Raw genomic sequence first — 16971 nt, 5'->3', positions numbered from 1 at the left:
CCATAATCCGCAACAACGAATAAAAACCCAACGCAAGCGCGAGGAGTGCAATGACTGAATTTCCCGGGAAGCCGCAGTGAGCGGGCTATGTGGATGGATCGGCCACGGCGCCAGTGCCGCTGACAACCAGGTCCTGATCGAGGCCATGGCGGTCCCGCTGGCCGCCTTCGACAAGACCGATATCAGCACCCTGCAAGGTTCGCGCAGCGCGGTCGCGGTAGCCGCGCGCGCCGCCAGCAGCCATGCATGGCAGGGCGACGGCCTGGTGGTGGCCGTGTGGGGCGAACCGGAACTCGACGACGGCGTCGATGCCCAGGGCCAGCAAGATGGCCTCGCCGAGCGCGTGGCCCGCCTGTGGCGGCGCGACCCCGATGCCGTCTGCATCAAGTTGAGCGGCGCCTTTGCGCTCGCCATTCTCGACAACGCCAATGGCGACGCCTTGCTGGCGATCGACCGCATGGGCACCCACCAGCTGAGCTACCAGACGGTGGGCGAGGCGCTGGTGTTCGCCACCTCGTCGGACGCGCTGATCCGCCATCCGCTCACACCCGGAGCCATCGATCCGCAAGGCTTGTACAACTACGTCTACTTCCACATGGTCCCGGCGCCGGGCACCGTGTACCGCGGCCAGCAACGCCTGCTGCCGGGCGAGTGCCTGCGCTTCAAGCAGGGCAGGATCGACAAGCGCGCCTACTGGCGCATGGTGTTCGACGAACAGCCGCAGCACGCGTTCGAGGATCTCAAGCAGCAGTTCCGCGACCTGCTGCGCAGCAGCGTGGTTGACGCCGCCGGCAAGCAGCCGTACGGCGCCTTCCTCAGCGGCGGCACCGACAGCTCCACCATCGCCGGCATCATGCGCGAAATAAGCGACCAGCCGGTCAACACCTATTCGATCGGCTTCGAGGCCGAAGGCTACGATGAAATGTCGTACGCCCGCCTGGCGTCGAAACACTTCGGCACCAGCCACCACGAGTACTACGTCACGCCGGACGACGTGGTGGCCGCCATTCCGCGCATCGGCGCGGTGTTCGACCAACCCTTCGGCAACGCCTCGGCGGTACCGGCGTTCTACTGCGCGCGCCTGGCCCGCGCCGACGGCGTCACCCGCATGCTGGGCGGCGACGGCGGCGACGAACTTTTCGGCGGCAACGAGCGCTACTCCAAGCAGCACGTGTTCGCCCTGTACGACAAGGTGCCCGGCCTGTTGCGCAAGGCGTTGCTGGAACCGGCCGTCTTCAATTTCCCGGCCGGCGAGCGCCTCAAGCTGATTCGCAAGGCGCGCAGCTACATCGAGCAAGCCTCGCTGCCGATGCCGGCGCGCCTGGAAACGTACAACCTGCTGGGCCGCTTCGGCCCGTCCCAAGTGTTCACCGGCGCATTCCTGGCCAGTGCCGACGTGGGCGCGCCCTTGGCCAGCCTGTCGCACACCTACGCCCAGAACGATGCATCGAGCCTGATCAACCGCATGCTGGCGCTCGACCTGAAAGTCACCCTGGCCGACAACGACCTGCCGAAAGTGATCAAGGCGTGCGAGCTGGCGGCGATGGAAGCGGCCTTCCCTTTCCTGTCCGACCGGATGGTCGCGTTCTCGGCGCGCCTGACGGCCAAACAGAAACTCAATGGCACCCAGCTGCGCTACTTCTTCAAGGAAGCGCTGCGCGGCTTCCTGCCCGACGAAATCATCACCAAGCAAAAGCACGGTTTCGGCCTGCCGTTCGGCGTGTGGCTGCAAAAGCACAAGCCGCTGCAGCAGCTCGCGCTCGACAGCCTCTCCGACCTCAAACAACGCCAGATCGTGCGTCCGGAATTCATCGACGCGCTGGTCGGCCAGCACTTGAACGAGCATGCCGGCTACCACGGCACCATGGTGTGGGTCCTGATGATGATGGAGCAGTGGTTCAAGCAGCGCTCCGCACCGCAAAGCTGAAACCGATGCCCGAATACCAGCGTTTCGACGCCCATGCATGTGAATTCCCCCGTCCGCGCGCGCCCCTGTTCCCCAGCCTGCGCTGGGCCGACCTGGGTTTCGGCGGGAGCGGCACGGTCGCTCCGGCCCTGATCGACGGCACCGCCGTGCGCCACTTCGCGCGCGGCCGCTATGCCATGCACGCGGCCTACCAGGCGGCCGGCATCGGCCCCGGCACGGCGCTCCTGGCACCGTCCTACCATTGCCGCACCATGATCGATCCGGCGCTGGCGCTGGGCGGCACGGTGCTGTTCTATGAAGTCGACAGCGACCTGACGCCGCGCGTGGACAGCATCCGCGCCCTGCTGGCGCCGCGCGACCATGGCATCAAGGCGCTGGTGCTGCCTCACTACTTCGGCTTCGAGCAGCCGCCCGCGCTGTTGGCGGCCGTGATGGCCGTGTGCCGCCACCACGGCCTGATGTTCATCGAAGACTGCTCGCACGCCTGGCAGGTTGCCGCGAAACGCGCCCAGGGCGCGCAGGCGAATGCCGACCACGTGCTGATGGCCAGCCCGTACAAATTTTTCGGCTGCGAGGACGGCGGCGTGTTGTGGGCCAACCCGGCCCTGTTTCCGATCACGCCGCCGGCCCGCCCCGGCCTGCTGCGGGAAGCGAAGGCCTTCGCGTCGGCGTGGTCGCGCAACCGCGCCGCGCGCGTCGACGCCACCGAGGCGGTGCCGCGCGAGCCGGCCTTGCGCGGCCAGGACATCACCGAGCGCCACGACCAGCCGTCGCCCCTGTACGACCGGGCCATGGAAAACAAGAACAGCCTGGCCCTGTCGCGCTGGGTCATGCGGCGCACCTTGCTCGCGCCCCTGGTCGAACGGCGCCGCCAGCATTACCGCCAGTGGCTCGAAGCTGTGGCCGGCGCGCACGGCGGCCAAGCCCTCATGCACGAGCTGCCGGACGACTGCGCGCCGTACATGTTCCCGATCACGATCGCCGAACCGGACCCGGTGTTCTACCAGTTGAAGCAGGCTGGCATGCCGATCTTCCGCTGGGACGACATGGCGGTGTCAAGCTGCACGGTGGCGCGCAACTATCGCCTGCACCTGCTGCACCTGCCCTGCCACCAAGGCTTGAGCACGCAGCAGATGGCGTGGATGACGGCGCTGGTGGCGAAAGCGCTGGCATGAACGGCTGGACCAGCGTGCCGCTGCAGCGCTCCCTGGGCGCGCACGGCGCGGCCTGGGACCAGCTGAACCGGCGCCTGTTCGGCGACCATCCGCTGCTCACCACCGTTTTCATCGATGGCCTGCTGCGGCACTTCGGCGACGGCGGCGAGCACCTGTGCGTGTACCGGCGCGACGGCGCGATCGAGGCCATGTGCCTGCTCAAACGGCGCAATGCGCTGGTGTGGGCCAGCTTCCTGCCGGCGCAGGCCCAGATCGCCCCCACCCTGGTGGACGATAACTCGCTGCTGCCCTCCCTGCTCGCCAGCCTGCCCGGCATGGCGATCCAGCTCGACCTGCTGTGCAACGACCCGGCCGTGGGCTCCGTGCTGGCGGGCGCCACGCCGCACCGCCATTTGCTCAATCAGGCGCTGACGATGAAAATCGACCTGGCCGGCAGCTTCGCCGGCTACTGGTCGTCGCGTTCCAAGCAACTGCAAAGCAATATCAAAAAGCGCGACAAGCGCCTGCTCGACGACGGCATCGAGCAGCGCCGCGTGCATATCGGCGCGGCCGGCGAGATCGTCGCGGCGGTCGACCGCTACGCCGCGCTGGAAGGCGCCGGCTGGAAGGGCCGCAACGGCACCGCGGTCGGTTCCACGCCGGCCCAGCACCAGTTCTACCGCGACCTGATGCAGCGTTGCGCCAGCGACGGCCAGGCGTTTGTGTCCGAGCTGTGGTTCGGCGACACCCTGGCCGCCTCGCGCCTGATCCTGCGCCGCAGCGGCATGTACGTGATCCTCAAGACCAGTTACGACGAGCGCTTCGCCGACTACGCGCCGGGGCGCCTGCTGCTGCGCGACGTGATCGAACAGGCATTCGCGGCCGGTGCGGGCGGCGCCATCGAGTTCTATACCGACGCCGACCAGAACCAGCTCGAATGGGCCACCGCCCAGCGCTGGATCCAGCACCGCACCCTGTACCGCTGGAACGTGGCCGAAGCGCTGGCGGTGTCGCTGCGCGCCTGGCGCAGCAATCCGCAAGTGCCCGAAGGCCTGGCGGTGGAGGTGTTCGACCATCCCGATGCCCTTCCGGCCGACGTCCAGACCTTCATGACCAAGGCCGAAAAGCACAACGTGGCCGGCGGCCTGGCGTGGTACCGCAACCTGGCCGGGACGGTATACCCGGACAATCCCGGCCTGCGCTTCTATGTGCTGCGCCACGGCCAGCAACTGATGGCGGTGCTGCCGCTGCGCGCCGAAAAAGCCGGCGCTGCCTGGCAACTGACTTCGCTGTCGAATTTTTATACGAGCCTGTACGAGCCGGTGCTCGAACCGGGCCTGAAATCGCGCGAGATGGTGGCGCTGCTGTCTGCCATCCAGACCGATTTTCCCGGGCTGGCCTCGCTGACCCTGGCGCCGATGGACCCGGCCTCGCATTCCTACCAGACCTTGCTGGGGGCGATGCGGATGAAGGGCTGGATCGCGTTCGAGTATTTCACCTTCGGGAACTGGTACCAGCCGGTGAACTTCGACTGGGCCAGCTACCTGGCGGCGCGCAGCGGAACGCTGCAAAACACCCTGCGCCGGATGCGCAAGAAGTTCGCCAGCGACGGCGGCACCCTGGAGATCGTCACCAGCATCAAGGAACTGCCGGTGGCGATTGCCGCCTACGAGAAGGTGTACGCGGCCAGCTGGAAAAAGCCCGAACCCTTCCCCGCGTTCACGCCAGGACTGATGCAGGCCTACGCGGCCAAGGGCTTCCTGCGTCTGGGTCTGGCATGGCTCGATGGCGAGCCGGTGGCCGCGCAATTGTGGATCGTCTCGCACGGACGCGCCGAAATCTACAAGCTGGCCTACGACGAGCGCTTCAAGGGCTATTCGCCGGGGACCCTGATCACGGCCATGCTGATGGAGCACGCGATCGACAAGGACAAGGTGACCGAAATCGATTACCTGATCGGCGACGACGCCTACAAAAAGACCTGGATGAGCCACCGGCGCGAGCGCTGGGGCCTGGTGGCGTACAACCCCAAAGCGCTGCGCGGACTCACCGGGCTGGCGCGCGAAGCGGCCGGCCGCGCCGCACGGGGCGTGGCCGACCGCCTGATCTGACAGCCTTTATGCCGAAGTACGGATGAAGAAAATATTCGACTTCCCGTCCGGCATCAGCATGAAACCGCGCAGCGCCGGCACGTAGCGGAAGCGGTTGTGCACCCCGGCGCCCGTGGTCGCGGGCGGCATGGTGGTGCCGGCCAGCTCGAACATGCTCATATCCCAGGTATTGCCCCCATTCGGCTTGATCACGTAAATGCGCCCCGCACCCGCGCCCTGCCCGCAGTAGAACAGGAAGCGGTCGTTGGCCGGATCGTAGTCCATGCCGGCGTAGGTTGGCTTGTCGGCCTTGAAGCTATCGAGCGCCGCGCTCGGATTGAAGGTCACCGAGATCTGGGCCGAGCCGTCCACCGGCACGCGCGAAGCGAACACGCCGAGCGCCCCGTAGCCCATGCCGTCCGCCCAGTTCAGCGAAAACAGCTGGTTGCGCAGGGAATCGTGCGCGATCGGCCAGCGGATGGTGTCGCCGGTACGCTGCGTGATCGGCTGGCTCCAGGTGCGGGTGGCCGCCGAAAAGCGCGCCAGGCCCGTGGTCCAGGTGTCGCCCGTGGCGCGGATCGATACCGCGCCCAGGTGACCGGCCGGGGCGTCGGCCCAGGTGCCGGCCGGGTCCCAGGTATTGGTCGCCAGGTCGAAGCCGTCGACATTGTTGAAGAAGTGCGCATTGCCGTAGGCGCCGCGCACGCCGAACAGCATCAGCCGGTTGAGCTGAGGTACGTAATGCATGGTGCTGTACAGGTGGCGCGAAGTCGGCAGGCCGTCGGCGTAGTAGGCCACGTCGATGGCGGTGGCGGACGTTTGCCCGTGGCGCAGCTGCCAGCTTGGCGCATTGTCGGTCAGGCGCAGCGACACCACGCGGTTGTCCGCCGAATCGAGGTGGCCGCCGGCGGCGGCGATCAGGATTTCGTTGGTGCGTTCATTGAAAGCGATGCCGCTATACGCATACACCGCCGCCCCGCCCGCGCCGGCGGTGCCGGCAATATCGATCCATTCGCCCAGCGCCTTGCCGCCGAACCAGGCCGGATCGCCTTGCTGCGGCGTGGTCGGCACCGGCAGCGGCTGGACCGGCACGTACAGCGCCGGCTTGACGCCCCACACCGGCTTGACGTCGAAAGCGGCGCGCAGGGTGCCCCAGTTGGTGGCGCGCGTCATGCGCTCGTAGGCTTCGCGCGCACCCGGCACGCCGTGGCGCACCGCGTAGGCGATGGCCGGCACCAGGTTGCCCCACAGGGCACGCTCGCCCGGCATGTATTCGCCGGCCAGCACGCCTTCCGTCTTGCCCATCCAGACCGGAGGGGTTGCGTAAGTGGCGGCGTACACCTCGGCCTCGGAGCTGTACCAGGGACCGGCGCCGGTATCGTAATCGGGCTTGGCGGCAGGCGAGATGACCATCGTGTAGGGCACCGCGTTGACGTACCAGAAGCCATCCTTGGTGCCGAGCCGGCCGATGACGCTGCGCGCCTTCCAGGCAAAGAAGGCGCCCAGCTTGGTGCTGGCGGCGGCCGAAATGGGCAAGCCCAGCGAGACCGAATAGCCGAAGGCCGCGGTGACGAAGTCCTGCTGCCATGGCGAGGCCACGCGGATGGTGCCGTCGTAGCCTTCGCCCGGCTTGATCCAGCCGAACGGGTTGTTCGACTGGGCCACGTAGCGCCCGTGGAAGTGCTCGATATTGGCTTCGACCGAGGCGATGAATTCGGCGCGCAGGGCGCTGTCGTCGTCGGGCGTGACGCACAGCGCCTGCACGCGCGCGCGCCAGTCCCACGCGCAGCTGCGGGTCTGCCAGGCGGCGACGGCGGTCTGCACCAGGCCCTTGCTGCCGGTGCGCAGCGCGGCGTTGTCGCCATTGCCAAGGTAGTTGGCGGTGGCGGCGAACTGCACCTGCTCCATGAAGTAGAAACGGCCCGTGGCCAGGTAGGCCGCAAAGCCGACCGAGGGGCTGTGCGCCACATCCCAGGTGGGCGGATTGCCGCCCGTGGCCACCGGCGTGTACTGGCCGTTGGTGGAGCCGCCAGTATCCTTGAAGCCATGGCCACTGCGGATATTCAGGGTCGGGTAGCTGGAAAAACGCAGTGGGCGGTTGGTGCTCTCGTCGCGGTAGTGCAGGCCATAGCGTCCGGCCGAAAAGCCGTTGCGCACCACGCCGGCGTAGGCGGCCGGCGCGTCGGCCACGAGGAACAGCACGTCGTGCTGCGGCAAGAGGCCAATCGGGTCCTGATAGCCGGACGACGCCATGCTGTCGCCATCGTAGGTGAAATTGCCCGCCTGGAGCGGCGTGTAGCTCGCTACCAGGGCCTTGACGGCGCTTGACTCGGCGCTCAGGCGCGCCTGGTACGAGGGCACCAGTTCGGTCGCCTGCAGGTAGGCCGCATCCTGGCGCGGCACCACGCCGGGATCGGGGCCGTTCCAGTACGACAGGGCGCTACCGCTGATCAGCGGGGTACGCTGGTGGTGTTTCAGGTCGATGGCGGCCGACATGCGCGCGCTGCCATTGAGCGAGAATGTATAAGTGGCGGCCTTGTTCGATGGCGCGGCCACGCGCAGGTAACCGTTCTCGATCCACGGCAGCACTTCGAGCGCGCCGCCGGCCCACATGCGCACTTCCAGCCAGGCCACCAGGTGCGGGTCGCTGCCGACCGGCTTGCGGTAGATCCAGGACGACATCAGCGGACCGCTGACCCAGACCTTGAACGGACTGTCCCAGTCGGCGCCCTGCCAGGTGGCGGTGCCGAACGCGCCGCAGCCCACTTCGGCGACGGCGCCGCTGGTGCGCAGGCGCGCCGTGTCGATCGGGGCGTCGCCCTTGCTGGAGGCGACCACGCCGAGGTTGATCGTGGCGCCGGCCGCCGTGGGCAGGCTGGCCTGGCCCGACAGCAGCGCGAACTTGACCGAACCGTCAGGCCACAGGTTCTTGACGTTGATCTGCAAGGCGCCCTTGTCGGAGCCGATCGAGCGGCTCGCCGGCAAGTCGCCGCGGCGGAAGGCAAAGCCCAGGCAAAACGGCACCGACGTCTGGCCGGTGGTGCTGATGACGGTGAAGCGGGCGTTGGCGATGGGGGTGCCCGGTTCCGGCGTGGCCGGCGTGCCCGGATCGAACGGGCCGGACGACGGCGTTTGCACGCCGGTCGCGGCGGTCGAGGTGGGCGCGGCGGCGGCCCCATTGCCGCCGCTACCGCCGCCGCCGCAAGCGCTGAGCGCACCGGAAGCGACGAGCATCGTTGAGCGTCGGAGGAAAATACGGCGTTGCAAATCGGTCATAATGGTTTCTTCGTAATAACAATGAAAAAATAGCTATTAACGCGGCGTCGCTCGTTTTAAACAACCCCAATAGCGCGGCGATGATATCGTTTATTGCGTCATGGAAACGACATTCTACCTGCATATTTGTTGAACGCGAAATGACCGTTCACAAACAAAACGCCGAATTTCAATATTAATTTTAGTGGGATGATTGAATGGCAATAGGGATTTTATTGCCAAATTGGAATAGTGATGGAACTCTGCTCAATATTGCCTTCAGATTAATTCGATAGACGTTGCGACATTATCCGGCGGGCTGGATGGCATATTAACAGGCGCTGTCGGTATTTATATAATTTTAATATTTACCCATTGCGGGCCGGTGTCCAGCGGGCGTTCAGGAAGCGCCGCGCCGGTCCTTCGACCAGGTAATAGGAAGCGATGCCGAGCGCCGCCGCGCCCGCCAGCGCGAGGGGCAGCGGCAGCGCCTTTTTCAGGCAAGCCGCATAAAACGGCTGCTGCCACAGGTACAGCGAAAACGACCACAAGCCCAGCTGGCGCAGGGGTCGCAGGGCAAACAGCGCCTGCAACGGCGCGGCGGCGCGCGGCAGCAGGTTGACCGCCAGCGCGAACGCCGCCACCCCGGCCACCTGGGCGATGGCGGGCGGCACCGACCACCAGTGCAGGCATACGCCGCCGGCAATGAGCACGGGCACCACCACGCTATTCGTGCGCGGCACGCCGCGCCGGTGGAACATCACGCAAAAGAATGCCGACAGCACAATCCCATAGGCCGCCGTTTCGGTATGCAGCATGTGCGCATACAGTTCCGGTCCGGCCGGATAAACCCGCTGATACCAGATAATCATCGCCGCGCAAGCCGCCGCCAAGGTCGGCAGAATCACCAGCGGGGTGCGGCGCCAGGCGCGTACCGCGATCGCCACCAGGGATAGCGCGATATAACTGTGTTCCTCCACCGACAAGGACCAGATATGGCCGAATTGGACCGCGCCGCTTAATACGTAATTATTAAAGAAAAACAACGGTGCTAATATCTCTGACAAGAAAATCGGCAAGCCGAGCAGCAGCCAGGCGAGCGCGGTGAGCGTAATGAAGACCAAGTGGGCGGGAATAATGCGCGAGATGCGGCGCCGGTAAAAGTGGCCGATTGCCACCTTATCGATAAACAACAGGCGCGCCATCAGCATTCCGGACAGCACGAAAAACAGGCTCACACCGACCCGCCCCAGGTTAATTCCCGGCAGCGGCAGGAAGTGCCCGACCAGCAGCAGGCCGATGGCCATGCCGCGCCAGCCGTCCAGCGCGGGGACGTAGCCCGCGGGAGTGGCTGGTCCGCTCATGTGGCGGCCTGCGCGCGGCGCGCCTGCACGATGGACAGGAATTCGCGGTACAAGGGATGGCGCATGGCCCACAGCAGCAGCGGCCAGGCCACGCAGGTGGCGCCCGCGCAGGTGAAGAAGGCCGCGTGACCGAGCGCCTGGCCGGCGGGACGCAGCCAGGCGGTCAGCGCCAGCGCTGGCGCGAGACTGAGGGCGGCCAGCGCCAGGTTCATGCCCACATTGCGCAGCAGCGCGCCGAAGTCGGTCGGCAGGCAGCGCTGCTTGAACGCATACCAGTACGGCACGCTGACCAGGGCCATGACCATGAAGCCGATCGCGAAATACTGCAGGTTGCGGTAGTAGAAAACCACCAGGCACAAGGCGATCGCCTTGACCGGCTGGATCACCAGTTCGGCCGTGGCCACCAGTTTCGAGTGGCCGGCCGCCAGCAGCACGGTCGGCGTCAGGTTGATCATGGCGCTGGCGGCACCGGCCAGGCAGAAAAACGGCACCAGCGGCGCCGACTGGTCCCACTGCGGCCCGAACATCAAGCGCAGCACTTCGAGCGGGAACAGCGCCGCGAAGCCGTAAAAGGTCCAGGCGATGGCGGTTACGCTGGTGACGCTGGCGACGTACTTTTCTTCGAGCGCGTCGCCGCTGCGCACCGCTTTCGAGAACGCCGGATACGCCACGTTGCGCACCGCGCCCATGAAGTCGCGGTGGAACAGATTCATCAAGCCCTGCGCGCGGCTGGCAATGGCGACGGCCGACAGGCCCATGATCTTGCCGACCGCCAGATCGTTGATGTCCATCGTGATCGACGTGATCACGTTGGCGACCGTCAGCGGCCCGCCGAACTTCATGATCTCGCGCCACTTGCTCAGTGCGGGACGCAGCAGGCGCGCGGCCGCTCCCACATGCCAGATGCCGGCCGCGATGATCGCGTTGTTCAATACCGCGCCGCAGGCCAGCGCATACGCGCCCGCGCCCTGCCACGCCATCAGCAGGGTGCCGATGGTCGAGAGCACGGCGGCCGACAGGTTAATCCGCATCACCGCCTTGAAATTGAGTTCGCGGCGCAGGAGCGCCAGGCACACTGAATTAAACGGCAGGATCAGGAAGTTGAGCGCGACGATGCGGGCAACGGTGGTCAGGCTCTCTTCATGATAGAAGGCGCCGATCAGCGGCGCGCCCAGTTGAATGAGCAGGAACAGGCTGGAGCCGAGGATCAGGGCCATGCCCCAGGCGCTGGCGATGTATTCGCCGGTCAGGTCCTTTTTCTGGATCAGAAAATTGACCAGGCCGAAGTCGCGGATCACCTGGGTGACGCTGATAATCGCCAGCGCCACCGAAAACAGGCCGACCTGCTTGGGCGTGAGCAGGCGCGCCAGCAGCACAAAGGAGACCAGGTTCAGGGCGATGCCGAGATAACTCTCCATGAACGAAAACGCCATCGCGCGGCGCACGGTACTCATGCGGCGCTCTGCGGCTGCCGCACGATGCTGTCCAGGGCCAGCGCCAGCTTGCCGGTCAGGTTCGCGCGTGTGTACATCGCCAGTTCGCTGGGAATGCGCGGCGAGAAAATCGCACCCGGACCGCTCTCGCACAGGCTGGCCAGGATGTCGGCCAGCCCCGCCACGTCGCCCGGATCGGCACGGCGCGCGCCGCCGACCTGGGTGAGCGTCTTGGCCACTTCGCTGACCGGCTGCGCCGACGCCAGGATCGGCCGCCCGCTGCCCAGGTATTCGAACAGTTTGCCGGGCATGCTGGCGTGCTCGTAGACGCCTTTCGACACCGGCAGGTACAGGACGCTGGCGCCGGTCATGAGCGCGGTCGCTTCGGCATGCTGCACGCGCCCGCGTTCCTCGACGATGTCATCGATGCCGTACTCGCGCGCGGGACCCGGCGCGTAGCCGGCCGTCACGATGTTCAGGCGTGCCAGGTTTGGTGCGCCCCGCTCCTTGAGCAGCCTTAGCGCCGCGTACAGGTCGTCCGGGCCGTAACCGGGCCGCCACACCCCGGTGTAGACGATGCGCACCTGGTCGCCCTTTGGCGCCGGCGCGGCGGCCGGGAAGTCGTCTTCATCGAAGCCGTTGGTGATAAAGAAGCGGTTCTTCGGCAGCAGCTCCTGCGGCAAGAGGCCGAGGAACGATTCGGTGGTGGCGATCACGCCGGAGGCCGCGCGCAGCACGCGCCGCTCCAGGCCGGGGTTGAGGCGGCGCTGCAGCCAGGTGGTCTTGTCCCACTCTACCTCGGCCGGCTTCCACAAGTCGCGGTAATCGACCACGAAGGGCACGCCGGTGCGCCGGCTGATTTTTTCGGCGACCAGGAAAGAAGACCACGGCCAGCCGGTGGCGTAGATTGTGTCGAAGGGTTGCGCCGCGTGCAGGCGCACGGCATGCTCGACCGCCATGGGAATCCAGCTGGCGCATTCGTCCGGCACGTTCCAGAAACGGCGCACGCGCCATTCGATGGCGCCGGCCAGTCGTTGCGGGTCGATCACGCCGGCGAATTTTGCCGCGATCCTGGGCGCCATGTGGCGGGTCCACAAGGGCGCGCGCTCGATGTGGGTGCCGGGGCGCACTTCGTCCAGCAGCGAGGCATCGCAATCGGTGGGATCGGGACTGTCGACCGTCAGCACGGTCGGCGTCCAGCCATGGTCCGGCAAGTGATTGACGAACTCCAGGCTGCGGCGCGTCCCCGAATTGAAAATCGGTGGATACAAATAGGCGATGACCAGCACTCTCTTCATCGTTGGGCCACTTTGCGATACACGGCCAGATGGCTGGCGAAACTCTCCGACCAGGCGAACTTGCGCACCCATTCGGCCGCAGCGGCGACCATGGGCGCGCGCTGCTCGCCCAGGCTGCCGGCACGCTCCAGGGCTGAAACCCAGGCGTCAAGATCGTGCGGCGGCACCACCATCGCCAGCGGGCCAATCAGCTCTTTCAAGCTACCGAGTGCGCTGAAGATGACCGGCACGCCGGCCGCCTGCGCTTCCAGCGCGGGAAAGCCGAAGCCTTCGTACAAGGTCGGATACAGCACCGCCTGGGCACCGCGGTAGAGCGCGCGCAGTTCGGCGTCGGACAAGAATTCGGCGAACAGCACGCGGCCCTGCAGATGCGGCGGCAGTTCGGCCACGGCGCTGCGGCGGGCGGCGGCGCCAAAACCGCAGATGACCAGTTTCAGGTCTTTCTGGCGGCTGGCGGCGATTACTTCCATCGCCCACTCGGGGCGCTTGCGCTTCATCGGACCGCCCAGGTAGACGGCGTAAGGCGTGCTGCCGATCTGGCGCGCCAGTTCCGGATGCATCGCGCTTTGCTCGTTAGTGAAATAGGCTTCGTCGATCCCGTGCGGGATCACCGTCAGCTTCGGTTCCAGCCACGGCCAGCGCGCCAGGATGTCGGTGCGCGAGCATTCGCTGATGGTGATCACGTGCGCGCATTTTTTCAGCGCCGCCGGAATGGTGTGGTCCCAATACAGGCGCGCACCCAGCGTGTCGGGACGCTCTTCCCAGGCCAAGGTATCGTGCAAGGTCACCACCGTGGGTTTCGGCTGCCACAGCGACAGGGCGCCTTCGGTCGCGTGCAGCAGGTCGATGTCGAGTTTGCGCAGGCGCAGCGGCAGGCCGACCTGCTCCCACGCGCGAAAGCGGTCGCCGCGAAAGGTGAACACGTCGGTTTCCAGGTTGGCGCCGGGTGGCGTGACCATGCCGTGGCGGTCGTCGTCGCCGAACAGGCGCCAGTGCATCTCGGGATGGTTCTTCGAGTGGCTCAGCAGCTCGTACACATACTTGCCCATGCCGCGAATGTGTTCGGTATTGATGCAGCGCGCTACCAGTCCAATATTGAGACTCATGTTTTTTCCTTTGATGGCGAGAGCGCCTTGAGGCCCGTCTTGACCAGCACTTTCCACGCCGGGACGTGGGTGGGGTCGGTGCGGAGCGCGGTCCAGCCGGCGCGCCGCGCCTGGCCGAGGTTGCGCGCTTGCAGGTGGGCGCCGGCGAAGTCGCTCCAGCTCTTGGCCAGCATGCGCCGCACTGCGGCCGCGTCGCCCGTGCGTCCGTCCGGCGAGGCCAGGCCCCAACGGCCCAGCGCCTGGCCGATCACGCGCGCGCGGTAGTTTTCGGCTGGCGTGGCCTTGGTGATGCTGGCCGGGTGGATGCGGTACAGCGCGTAGGGCCGCGCCACGCGGTGGATCGGCGTCACGCGCGAGGCGCGCAGCCACAGGTCGTAATCTTCGCCGAGACGCAGGCTGGTATCGAAGCCGTTCAGTTCCGCCAGCAAGGTGCGCCGCATCAGCACCGTCGAGGTCCACACCACGCAGTCGAGCAGCAACTGCGGATAGATCCAGCCGGTCGCGCCGGCCCAGCGCACGCCATCCATCGCTTCGTCCCGCAGGCGCGCCAGGTAGTCGGGCGGCGGCTGCGGCACGTCGCTCGGCCACACCTTCCATGCGGTGTAGCTCATGCGGCAATCGGGCAGCGCCGCCATTTGCGCCAGCTGGGCCGCCAGCTTACCGGGCAGCCAGATATCGTCGGCGTCGATAAAGGCGATCCACTCGCCGCGCGCGGCGGCGATGCCGGTATTGCGCGCGGCCGCCACGCCGGCATTGGCCTGCTCGATGATGCGCACCGCTGGAAAACCGGTACGCACCAGCGCTACCGAGTCGTCGCGCGAGCCGTCGTCGACCACGATGATTTCCATCGTCACATCCGTTTGCGCCAGCACCGACGCGATGGTCGCGCCGATGTAGCGCTGCGCGTTGTAGCAGGGGATGACGACCGACACCAGCGGCGTGGATGCGGGCGCCATGCTATGCCCCCGCGATCGCGTTAAAAATGCGCAGCTGGCCGGCAGTGGTGCTGTCCCAGCTGAATTGCTCGGCGTAGCGGCGCGTGTCGTCGTGCATGGGATAGTCGGCGCGCAGGGCCTGCACGGCGTCGGCTACGCCCTGGCGGCTGCGTTCGCGCATCAGCACACCGGCGGCCGGCGCGGCCACCACTTCCGGCGTGCCCCACACGCGGCTGGCCACCACGGGGGTGCCGCAGGCCATCGATTCGAGCAGCACGTTGGCCCAGCCTTCGCGGCTCGACGCCAGCACCAGCGCGTCGGCCGCGCCGTAGTAGCGCGGCAGCTCGGGCTGCGGCACGGCGCCCAGGAAGCGCACGCGCTGCTCGACCTTCAGTTCGCGCGCCAGCGCTTGCAGGCGTGGCAGAAGGGCGCCGCTGCCGGCGATGAGCAGGGTCACGCCGGGTAGCAGCGGCAGCGCGCCGATGGCCAGGTCGTGGCCCTTCAACTCAACCAGGTGGCCGACCGACAGCAAGGTGAAACCATCGAGTCCGATCTCGCGGCGCAAAGCGGCGCGGTCGCCCTGCCGGAAGCGCTGCAGGTCCACCCCGTTACGCAGCGGCGTGATGGTGGCCGGGTTCGCGCCCAGCTGCACCAGCTCCGTCTTGAGCGCATCGCACACGGTGATGACGGCGGCGGCGTTAGCGGCGGCCCATTGGATCATCTTGCGCGGCTTGGCGAAATTCGGAATCAGGCTAATGTCGGAGCCGCGCGCGGTAATCACCACCGGCTTGTTGAAATGCTTGCCCAGCTTGACCGCCGCCACGCCATCGGGATAAAAATAGTGGGCGTCGATCAGGTCGAAGTCGTAGCCTTCATCGAGCATGCGCCCCACCGTGGCCCTGGCCGCGTTGGCCAGCAGCGCCGGCCCGAAGTTCATGCCGACCTTTGGGATAACCGGATAGCGCGGGTGCAGCACCGGCAGGCCGAAGCGCTCTTCACTAGCGGGCACGCGCGCAAAGTCGCCGTACTGGCCGAAACGCTTGCCCGTGAACGGAAACCATGGCACCGGCGCCACCACGCGCGCCTCCACCTGGCCGCTGGCGACCAGGTGGCGCAGGCGCGTTTCGACAAAAATGGCGTGGTTCGGCTTGACCTGGTTCGGGAACAGGGTCGTAAAGGTCAGGATCTTCATTCGTCGCCAGCGCGCTTGAGCGAGCCATACACCGCCTTGTAGCGCGCCACGCTGGCGGTCCAGGTGCGTTCGCGCTCGACAAACGCGCGTCCGTTGGCGCGCAGCGCGGCCCAGCGCTCCGGCGCGCCCAGCAGGGCCAGCACCTTGTGCGCCAGCGCGGCCGGGTCGCCGGCGGCGAACAGGATGCCGGTGCGGCCATCGTCGATCAGTTCGCGGTGGCCGCCCACGTCGGAGGCGGCCAGCAAGCGGCCCTGGGCCATCGCTTCAAGCGGCTTTAATGGCGTGACCAGATCGGTCAGGCGCATTTTCAGGCGTGGATACACCAGCACGTCGACCAAGTTGTAATAGCGCTGCACCTGGTCGTGCGGCACGCGGCCGGTGAACACCACCTGATCGGCCACGCCCAGTTGCCTGGCCAGCGCCTTGAGCGCGGCGTCCTGCGGGCCGCCGCCAACGAGCAGCACGCGAATGTCGGGCTTCGCCGCCAGCATGGCCGGCAGCGCGCGCAACAGCACGTCCAGCCCTTCGTAGGCGTAGAACGAGCCGATGAAGCCGAGCACCGACTTGCCGTCGAGGTGCAGGCGCATGGCCAGCGCCTCGTCGCGCGCGCCATCGACACTGAAGTCGGCCACGTCGACCGCGTTCGGGATCACGGTGATTTTACCGGCCGGGATGCCGCGCCCGACGATCTCGGCGCGCAAGCCTTCGCAGATGGTGGTGGCGGCGTCGACCCTTTTGAGCGCATACGTTTCCAGTGCGCGCGTCATGCGGTAGCGCAGGCCCCATTCGCGGCTGGTGCCGTGATCGACGGCGGCGTCTTCCCAGAAGGCGCGGATCTCATACACGACCGGGATGCCGAGGCGGCGTCCCACGCGCAGGGCCGCCACGGCGTTCAAGGCCGGCGAATGCGCGTGCAGCACGTCCGGCTTGACCTCGCGCGCGACGTTGAGCAGGCGGTCTTCCAGCACGTCGATGACGGCGATCTGGTTGAACACCGGCAGGCGCGATAGCGGGCCGCCGGCCGCCGCGGTGCGGAAAAAATCGAGGCCGTCGACGTGTTCGAAGGCGGCCTGGGTCATGCCCTGCTTGGGACTGGTGACGTGAAAGGTATCCCAGCCCAGCGCGCGCTGCTCGTTCAGGATCGCGCGCGTGCGGAAGGTGTAGCCGCTGTGGAGCGGAATGGAATGGTCCAGCACATGGAGGATGCGCAGTGGCGC

The 16971-nt window shown here is 66.8% G+C and carries 11 protein-coding genes; 3 read left to right on the top strand and 8 right to left on the bottom strand.

The window, feature by feature from the left end; translation table 11 throughout:
* Positions 1-76: 76 nt before the first annotated feature.
* The 3 genes from IV454_RS08980 to IV454_RS08970 are packed head-to-tail and all read left to right on the top strand — an operon-like array spanning position 77 to position 5192.
* Entirely contained in the window at positions 77-1927 is a 1851-nt protein-coding gene (locus IV454_RS08980; protein WP_229522148.1) for an asparagine synthetase B family protein, read from the top strand.
* Positions 1928-1932: 5 nt separating this feature from the next.
* Entirely contained in the window at positions 1933-3102 is a 1170-nt protein-coding gene (locus IV454_RS08975; RefSeq protein WP_206091196.1) for a DegT/DnrJ/EryC1/StrS family aminotransferase, read from the top strand.
* Positions 3066-5192, top strand: a complete 2127-nt coding sequence (locus IV454_RS08970; protein WP_206091195.1) for a GNAT family N-acetyltransferase — start codon at positions 3066-3068, stop codon at positions 5190-5192. The genes IV454_RS08975 and IV454_RS08970 overlap by 37 nt, the downstream gene beginning before the upstream one ends.
* Positions 5193-5198: 6 nt before the next feature.
* On the opposite strand, the gene IV454_RS08965 is transcribed toward IV454_RS08970, so the two are convergent.
* The 8 genes from IV454_RS08965 to IV454_RS08930 form a co-directional block, all read right to left on the bottom strand.
* On the bottom strand, positions 5199-8405 hold the full coding sequence (locus IV454_RS08965; RefSeq protein WP_206091194.1) for a hypothetical protein: 3207 nt from the start codon (positions 8403-8405) through the stop codon (positions 5199-5201).
* Between the two features lie 389 nt (positions 8406-8794).
* Positions 8795-9790, bottom strand: a complete 996-nt coding sequence (locus IV454_RS08960) for an acyltransferase family protein (RefSeq protein WP_206091193.1) — start codon at positions 9788-9790, stop codon at positions 8795-8797.
* On the bottom strand, positions 9787-11244 hold the full coding sequence (locus IV454_RS08955) for a lipopolysaccharide biosynthesis protein (RefSeq protein ID WP_206091192.1): 1458 nt from the start codon (positions 11242-11244) through the stop codon (positions 9787-9789). Before IV454_RS08955 ends, IV454_RS08960 begins: the two co-directional genes overlap by 4 nt.
* The gene (locus tag IV454_RS08950; protein WP_206091191.1) at positions 11241-12521 is read right to left on the bottom strand and encodes a glycosyltransferase; all 1281 of its coding nucleotides are present in this window, start codon (positions 12519-12521) and stop codon (positions 11241-11243) included. Before IV454_RS08950 ends, IV454_RS08955 begins: the two co-directional genes overlap by 4 nt.
* On the bottom strand, positions 12518-13627 hold the full coding sequence (locus IV454_RS08945) for a glycosyltransferase family 4 protein (RefSeq protein WP_206091190.1): 1110 nt from the start codon (positions 13625-13627) through the stop codon (positions 12518-12520). Before IV454_RS08945 ends, IV454_RS08950 begins: the two co-directional genes overlap by 4 nt.
* Positions 13624-14583: a glycosyltransferase family 2 protein gene (locus IV454_RS08940; protein WP_206091189.1), complete on the bottom strand. Its 960-nt coding sequence runs from the start codon at positions 14581-14583 to the stop codon at positions 13624-13626. Before IV454_RS08940 ends, IV454_RS08945 begins: the two co-directional genes overlap by 4 nt.
* A 1-nt stretch (position 14584) precedes the next feature.
* Positions 14585-15754 carry a glycosyltransferase family 4 protein gene (locus IV454_RS08935; protein WP_206091188.1) on the bottom strand — a complete coding sequence of 390 codons (1170 nt, stop codon included), beginning with the start codon at positions 15752-15754 and terminating at the stop codon, positions 14585-14587.
* Complete coding sequence (locus IV454_RS08930) at positions 15751-16965, bottom strand: TIGR04063 family PEP-CTERM/XrtA system glycosyltransferase (protein ID WP_206092610.1); 1215 nt, start codon at positions 16963-16965, stop codon at positions 15751-15753. Before IV454_RS08930 ends, IV454_RS08935 begins: the two co-directional genes overlap by 4 nt.
* Positions 16966-16971: the final 6 nt, after the last annotated feature.

The sequence above is a fragment of the Massilia antarctica genome, from assembly GCF_015689335.1.
In the GTDB taxonomy this organism is placed as follows: Bacteria; Pseudomonadota; Gammaproteobacteria; order Burkholderiales; family Burkholderiaceae_D; genus Telluria_A; species Telluria_A antarctica.
The sequence above is the reverse complement of the archived record's forward strand: the minus strand, read 5'-3'. Positions and strand labels throughout refer to the sequence as shown.

Excerpts from the sequence above, each read along its gene's own strand:
- IV454_RS08975 (WP_206091196.1), top strand. The coding sequence starts at position 1,933 with ATGCCCGAATACCAGCGTTTCGACGCCCATGCATGTGAATTCCCCCGT.
- IV454_RS08965 (WP_206091194.1), bottom strand. The coding sequence starts at position 8,405 with ATGCTCGTCGCTTCCGGTGCGCTCAGCGCTTGCGGCGGCGGCGGTAGC.
- IV454_RS08960 (WP_206091193.1), bottom strand. The coding sequence starts at position 9,790 with ATGAGCGGACCAGCCACTCCCGCGGGCTACGTCCCCGCGCTGGACGGC.
- IV454_RS08955 (WP_206091192.1), bottom strand. The coding sequence starts at position 11,244 with ATGAGTACCGTGCGCCGCGCGATGGCGTTTTCGTTCATGGAGAGTTAT.
- IV454_RS08950 (WP_206091191.1), bottom strand. The coding sequence starts at position 12,521 with ATGAAGAGAGTGCTGGTCATCGCCTATTTGTATCCACCGATTTTCAAT.
- IV454_RS08945 (WP_206091190.1), bottom strand. The coding sequence starts at position 13,627 with ATGAGTCTCAATATTGGACTGGTAGCGCGCTGCATCAATACCGAACAC.
- IV454_RS08940 (WP_206091189.1), bottom strand. The coding sequence starts at position 14,583 with ATGGCGCCCGCATCCACGCCGCTGGTGTCGGTCGTCATCCCCTGCTAC.
- IV454_RS08935 (WP_206091188.1), bottom strand. The coding sequence starts at position 15,754 with ATGAAGATCCTGACCTTTACGACCCTGTTCCCGAACCAGGTCAAGCCG.